Here is a 6,984-nt window from a genome sequence, read left to right as displayed (position 1 = left end):
GTCATCATGGCGCATGAGTGTAGGTATCCGATAAAGTTGACGAATAATACCTACATTATAAATGATGTTCGCTTACTTTTGCACCCATTAGTAACAATCAGTCGGAGCTTTTTCCTGACGCCGATTAGTTTTCAACAGACCAAATAACGCCTAGTCACAGGATGTGACCCGCGCTGGCATTATTTATCCGACAAGGAGGTTGTATGTATCACCTGAGAAAGGCCAGGGGCCTTACCCTGATTGAACTCACTTTAACGCTTGCCCTTATTTCTGTCATTGCGAGCCTAGCAACCACTTCATGGACGGGCATCATCGCCTCGACTCGCCATATTAACCTGGTGAATAACACTCATAGACTTTTCTCGGCAGCCAGGTTCCACGCCGTGCATCAGAAAACACTGACGACCATCTGTCCACTATCCCGGCATCTTCGGTGTATCGACAAGTGGAATCAGCCTATATCGATTTTCGCGGACAAGAACAACGACAAAAGGCCTGATAACTCCGGGATATTTAAAACCATCTCACTCTCCTCACCCGACTCTGTATTAACCTCAAGAACAGCGGGGCGGGGCTACTTCCAGTTTTCAGCAGATGGCATGAGTCATGGAACCATGGGAAGCCTTATTGCCTGTTCGGGCGGTGATAAACAAACGAAAATGAGCTATCTAGCATTGAACATCGGAGGACGCCTTCGAACTCTCCATGATAAGGACCACAACGGAGAAATGACCCTTCCATGGGGCACCCAAATTTCCTGCCCTTCAACACCATAAACGGGCCGTGGCAGTGTGCTATGAGTCACAAAACAATATTCATATTGCCGTTCACTCCGAGTTTAGAACCGTTCATCGAATTCAAGATGCGGTCGTCGCTCTTGTCTGCTTTCATTATGATATAGCTTTTCTACAAGGTGCATCATGGTGTCGCGAAAACCTGCAGGCTTCACATTAATAGAGCTGCTCATAACAATCGTAATCCTTGCGATCATTGCTTCTTTTGCATTGCCGGGTTTCGGCAATCTAATAGAGAGTAACCGGCTGGTCTCAGGCAGCAATCTTCTAGTTTCATCGATAAAACTGGCCAGAGCAGAAGCAATCAAGCGAGGAACGACGGTGACATTCAGCTCTGACGGTGGCCTCCAAAGTGGTTGGTGCGTTCATGAGGGCGACGCCGACAGCAGTTGCGCCAATAACCAGATTCGCAGATTCGAGCCGCCCGGAAACCTCACCTTCACCGAAACGTCTGGCGACCTCGTTTTTGATCGCCGCGGATTTCTAGTTTCTCAGCAACCCGAGAGCTTTACGATCACAGCACAGACGGGCAGCAGTGGGGCACCCACCCAGAGAGTTTGTGTAAGCCCAGTCGGTAGAGTTGCAGTAAGTGAAGGAGTATGCCCATGAGTCACAGACAGGTTTTTACTCCACCCAAGCCTGAGTCAGGCTCTGGGATAACCAAGCAGTATGGTCTCGGATTGATCGAGATCCTTGTGACCGTGCTAGTGCTGGGAATCGGCATACTGGGCGTTGCTTCCACTCAAGTAGTATCCCTACAGATGAACTCCCAATCACAGAACCGAAGCCAGGCTGTTCTGCTCGCAGAAGACCTTCTCGATCGAATCCGCGCCAACCCCGACAATCCAGCCGCTTACGCGTTGGCTTCCGGCAACGCTCAGGGTGCTGACAATGGTGCCTGCGATACCTCTTTTGTGCCGGCAAACGCGAGCGTTGCGGCAAACGACATTGCAAGCTGGGAGAACAGCCTTGCCTGCCTGTTACCTGCTGCCCAGCGAACAGTTGCGGTTAATGGTAACACCGTAACCGTGACAATCGACTGGGACCAGGACGATCAAACGATGCAGCCCGTTGTTGTGAGGACACAGATTTGATGACCCAAACGGATAACGATATCGCCAAAGTTTCGAGAGGTTTTCCTCCAGTAAGGCAGACCGGGCTTTCTTTGGTTGAGCTGATAATTGCCTTAGCGCTTGGACTTTTGCTAACGCTTGGTGTCACGCAGATTTATCTGAGCGGAAACCAAACCTACCGCCAGACCCAGGGCCTTGCTCATGCTCAGGAAAGCACACGTTTTGTATCTTCGGTCCTGATGCCGGACTTCCGCTCCGCCGGCAGCTTCGGCTGCCTGGCAGAAATGGGCAGGCCGTTGGACCAGGTCGTTGATAACCGCCTCAAGGGAAACCTCCCTGTGCTATTAACCCAGGCCGTGCGGGGGTGGGAGTACAGTAATACTGGTCCAGGCGACACCATCACATTGGCTGGCACTCTTTCCACACCTGCGACGGGAAATTGGAAGTCTGGTTCAGCGGGAGCGGCGCTGCCGGCAGACCTGAAGGGGTCCGTGGTGACAAACTCGGACGTGATTATTGTTAACGCGCTTACTCCGCTCACCGTGCCGGTCAAAGCAGCCAACCCCCAGAATGGGAACAGCATCAATCTCGAGGACAACTCAGGCATTCCAGTAAACAGGGTTGTTCTTGCGACGCTAGGGGACTGCTCTGAAGGCGAGTTGTTTCAGAAAAGTAACAATGCGAATTCCAGTGCGCTTACAATGGCCGGCGGCAATATCACCCCCGGCAACGACGGACATAACTTCAATCTTGCCTATGAGCCTGAAACCAGAGTCTACGAGTTCACCGCCATGGCCTACTACATTGGTAAAGGAACAAACGGCGAGCCCGCCCTTTTTCGGAGGTTGATGACCCCGCTACAGCCACCCCAGGAACTGGTCTCTGGCGTCGAAACCCTGCAGATTCTCTACGGCGTCAACACCAATGGCACCAGTGCAGCGGACACTTACTTGCCAGCCGATGAAGTTGACGATTGGGGTTCCGTGGCAAGCATACGATTCTCAGTAATGACCCGAAGCCAGGATGAAGTCCTTGAAGAGGAAAACAGCCGTACTTTTGCCATGCTCGGAAGTGAAGTTGCACAAGGCAATAACGGGGACAGGCGAGTGCGGATTGTATCTGTCAGTACCACTACGATCCGGGGAAGAATGTAATGGCATCATCAATGAAACCCCGCCCTGCATCACAGATGGCGAAACAGAAAGGCGCCTCTCTTATTGTCGCTCTTGTTATGCTTCTGCTGATTTCGCTCTTGGCCATAGGCGGCATGCAGGGCTCCATCATGCAGGAGCGCATGGCCAGCAACGCGCACGATGACGCCATCTCCTTCCAGGCCACGGAAGCCGGGCTTCGCCAGGCTGAGACCGACCTGATGGGAAATCTCGCAACACGACAAACTGCATTTACGACTGCGAGGCTGGACACACCCTGGAACTGGGATGGCGCCAGCCCGGCACCAACCGGAACCGGCAACGCCGGTCCAACCGTAAGCGCACAGCCTGTTTATCATTTAGCCCGGCTGGCGGAAGTCTGCCCGATCGAACCGGGCCAACCCTGTTTTGAGCGCTTTGAGGTGACGTCCAGAGGACAGGGGGGAAGCCCTGACGCCATCAGCGTTCTGCAGTCAACCGTTTTGTTAGCGCCCCAGTAGGCTGGTGCTTCAAAAAGAGCATCAATCCCAATGTTCAGCGCTCCCATGGAGAAGCCACTATGAACCACCAATTAATATCGAGGCTAAAAAGATTGGGAACTGCGCGGCCCTCGGCGTTCTCCGCGGCCCTGCTTTTCACGATCGCGACCTCCCAAGCCGCCTATGGTCAGGTCAACCTGGCCTCTGTACCTTTGTTTTTGAAAGAATCCGTCGACCCCAACCTAATGTTCATATTTGACGACTCTGGGTCCATGGGGTGGCGTTACATGCCAGATACCCTAGCCTATGACATTAATGATAACTGGTATTATTCCAGCGCTGTGAACAAAGTCTACTACAACCCGGAAGTCACCTACCTGCCCCCCTTCAAGCCTGATGGCAGCGGCCGGTATCCAAATTCGGATTATACGAACGCCCCGGTCAACGGTTTCGATCCTAATTCATACCGCGATAATTTAAGTACCTATATCCGCTTTGATTCGAATCCTCTAGAAGAAGGATTCTACATGGATCTTAAGGATACAGATCAGTGCCGGGCAAACCCAAAGGATAACGACTGCTACGATGCTGTTTTGATCAATGACGCATCGGCCGAAGTGAAACAGAATTACGCGAATTGGTTTTCGTACTACAGCACTCGCGCGAAAGCGGCAAAGTCGGGTATCACCGAGGCATTCTTCACCCTGCCAGAATTCATCAGATTGGGTTACGGCGCCATCAACGTAAACAACAACACTGTTGACGGCAAGCAAGACACTGACACGGTCATCAGCGGGGTCCGCCCCTACACCAACACTCGGCGGCAGGAATTCCTCAAATGGCTGCATGAGAAAACCGTCTATGGAGGTACTCCCCTGAGAACCGCACTGGAAGATACTGGCGAGTACTACTCGAGATCTGACAACGAAGGTCCTTGGGGAGCAAATCCCGGCACCAATGATACGACCGACCATCTCGAGTGCAGGCAAAGCTTTGCCATTCTTATGACAGACGGTATCTGGAACGGCACTAACCCGGATGTTGGCCACATTGACAACACCGCCGGCCCGTCATATACGAATCCGGATCCTGATGGCGAGGACTTCTCCTATCAACCCGGATCTCCATTCTCAGACACCCATTCAAACACACTCGCAGATGTGGCCATGAAATACTGGAAGAACGATCTTCGTAGCGACCTCGACAACGAGGTGCCACCGAGCAGTGTCGATCCTGCCTTCTGGCAGCACATGGTAACGTTTACCGTCGGTCTTGGGGTTGCTGGTGAGATTTCTGAGGCAGAGGCAACAGCCGCCATTGAGTCCGGCGCCACAATCAACTGGCCCGAGCCTGCTCGCAATCGAGGCTCCGAGAATGTCGATGATCTACTGCATGCTGCAATCAACGGCCGGGGAGGCTTTGCCAGCGCAGCCGACCCGGAAACCTTTACTTCTGCAATTCAGGAGTTTCTCGGTGATGCTGTTGCCCGGGCCCAGACCTCCGCCGCGGCAGCGGCGGTTAGCTCTGCGGTACTCCGAACAGAGTCAGTCGGATATTTCGCGGGTTTCCGCAGCGAAGACTGGTCCGGCACACTGTCAGCGTTCAATTTCGACCAAGGAACCCAGATCTGGGACGCTGAGACTATTCTTGCCAGCACCGATCCCGGCAGTCGGACTCTGGTTACCTACAACGGTACGTCAGGCGTTGAACTGGCATTTGAAAACAGCGGCTCATTATCGAATCTTTCCAGTGCTCAGGAGGCTGCACTGAACGCGGACCCGACACTGGCATCGGTGCAGGACGGACTTGGACATCAGCGCCTGGCGTGGCTTCATGGCGATACCAACGCCAACAATGCTTTCCGTTCAAGGGATACCATCGACGAGTCAGGCGCAACCGTCACCCGGCTACTCGGCGATATCATCAACGCCAACCCTCAGTTTGTCGGGAATCCTAACTTCGGGTTCGCCCGCCTTCCAGGCGACGAGGGCAAAAGTTATGGAGCATTCCGGTCCACTACTACCTATCAGAATCGAATTGATACGGTGTACGTGCCTGCCAACGACGGCATTCTGCACGCATTCAACAGCGAAAATGGCAGCGAGCTGTTCGGCTACGTGCCTGGAGAATTGTTACTGCCAAGCGGCACTGACACGCACGCACGCATCTCCGAGCTGATGCTTTCTGATTACACCCATAAGTATTTCATGGATGGCACCCCCAGAGTGCAGGACGCCTACATTGATAAAGACGGTGATGGCGACAAAGAATGGAGAACGGTTTTAGTCGGCGCTATGGGGCTAGGTGGAAAAACGGTGTTTGCTCTTGATGTAACAGATCCGGGCTCTTTTTCACCAGCAGACGATGTGCTTTGGGAATTTACACACGCAAACCTAGGCTACGGCGTTACCGATCCACAAATAGCAAGGCTTGAAAATGGTTACTGGGTTGCGATTTTTGGAAACGGATACAACGGAACCAGTGACCAATCCAGCCTCTTTGTTGTCGATCTGGAAAACGGCACGCTGGTTGACGAGCTTGAAACCGGCGTGGGTAGCGCAATCAGCCCCAACGGGCTGGCTGCGCCCGTGGTTACTAGTTTCCCGGAAACCGACGCCGTCACCCGATATGCCTATGGCGGCGATCTACTTGGGAATGTGTGGCGATTCGACCTCACCGGTACAAACACCAACAAATGGTCTGCTAGCCGGTTATTTACCGCTGCGGACAGCATTGGCACCGCTCAACCGATCACGGTGGCGCCAAGGGTCGCGGTGAACCCTTCGAATGCCGACGAACTGGTTCTGGCGTTCGGAACGGGCAGCTTTATCCAGAATGGCGATGAAGGCAACTTCAGTGTTCAAAGCCTGTACGCGATTCAGGATGACCTTTCTCAAAGCAACCTCACCCGTTCAGATCTGCTTAAGCAGACCATAACCAATCAGGAAACTGTGACGGTAGACCGGGCCTCAGGCAATGGAACAAATACCTTTACTGTTCGTGAGACCTCAGAAAATAACTTGACATCCGAGAGTGGCTGGTTCCTGGATCTGGTTTATGATGACGACCTGACCGGTGAGCGGGTTATCAGCAGGGCAACTTTCCCTTTCGGCGTCAACCCTGACAGAGTGAGGTTCACAACCGTCATCCCGGATGATAACCCGTGTTCAAGTGGCAGAACCGGATTCATCATGGATTTGAAATTGAGCTCCGGAGAGCCATCCGATACTCCAGTTTTTGACCTAAACAGTGACGGCATATTCAATGCCGGAGATATTGTAGTTGACTATGCTCCCAGCGGCATCCAGCAAGGTTATGGTGGTGAAAACAGAACAATCGCAAACAGTAGCGGCGACAGCGAAGTTCTACTTCCGGGACAGAACCCCAACCAAATCAATCCAGAAGATCCATGCAAGGATGCTCTATGCGCTCGGTCATTGGGTTCAAACATAGGCCGACAGACCTGGGAGCAGCTCCGCTAAAGAGT

The 6,984-nt window shown here is 53.0% G+C and carries 6 protein-coding genes; all 6 read left to right on the top strand.

Annotation, left to right across the window (positions count from 1 at the left end):
* Window positions 1-203: 203 nt before the first annotated feature.
* The 6 genes from BY454_RS14290 to BY454_RS14265 all read left to right on the top strand — a co-directional run bounded on the left by BY454_RS14290 (window position 204) and on the right by BY454_RS14265 (window position 6,979).
* Window positions 204-776 (top strand): GspH/FimT family protein, encoded by a 573-nt coding sequence (locus tag BY454_RS14290; protein ID WP_104417205.1) that lies wholly within the window; start codon window positions 204-206, stop codon window positions 774-776.
* Between the two features lie 144 nt (window positions 777-920).
* A complete protein-coding gene (locus BY454_RS17205) occupies window positions 921-1,403 on the top strand; it encodes a GspH/FimT family pseudopilin (RefSeq protein WP_104417204.1) in 483 nt (160 codons plus the stop codon).
* Window positions 1,400-1,888, top strand: coding sequence for a type IV pilus modification protein PilV (gene pilV / locus BY454_RS14280; protein WP_181049710.1), 489 nt, complete (start codon window positions 1,400-1,402; stop codon window positions 1,886-1,888). Before BY454_RS17205 ends, pilV begins: the two co-directional genes overlap by 4 nt.
* Window positions 1,888-3,021 carry a PilW family protein gene (locus BY454_RS14275; protein WP_104417202.1) on the top strand — a complete coding sequence of 378 codons (1,134 nt, stop codon included), beginning with the start codon at window positions 1,888-1,890 and terminating at the stop codon, window positions 3,019-3,021. The genes pilV and BY454_RS14275 overlap by 1 nt, the downstream gene beginning before the upstream one ends.
* The gene (locus BY454_RS14270; protein ID WP_104417201.1) at window positions 3,021-3,518 is read left to right on the top strand and encodes a pilus assembly PilX family protein; all 498 of its coding nucleotides are present in this window, start codon (window positions 3,021-3,023) and stop codon (window positions 3,516-3,518) included. Before BY454_RS14275 ends, BY454_RS14270 begins: the two co-directional genes overlap by 1 nt.
* A 59-nt stretch (window positions 3,519-3,577) precedes the next feature.
* The gene (locus tag BY454_RS14265; protein WP_104417200.1) at window positions 3,578-6,979 is read left to right on the top strand and encodes a pilus assembly protein; all 3,402 of its coding nucleotides are present in this window, start codon (window positions 3,578-3,580) and stop codon (window positions 6,977-6,979) included.
* Window positions 6,980-6,984: the final 5 nt, after the last annotated feature.

The sequence above is a fragment of the Marinobacter persicus genome, from assembly GCF_002934325.1.
Classification (GTDB): domain Bacteria; phylum Pseudomonadota; class Gammaproteobacteria; order Pseudomonadales; family Oleiphilaceae; genus Marinobacter; species Marinobacter persicus_A.
Note: the sequence above shows the minus strand (reverse complement) of the source record. Positions and strands in the feature narration are given on the sequence as shown.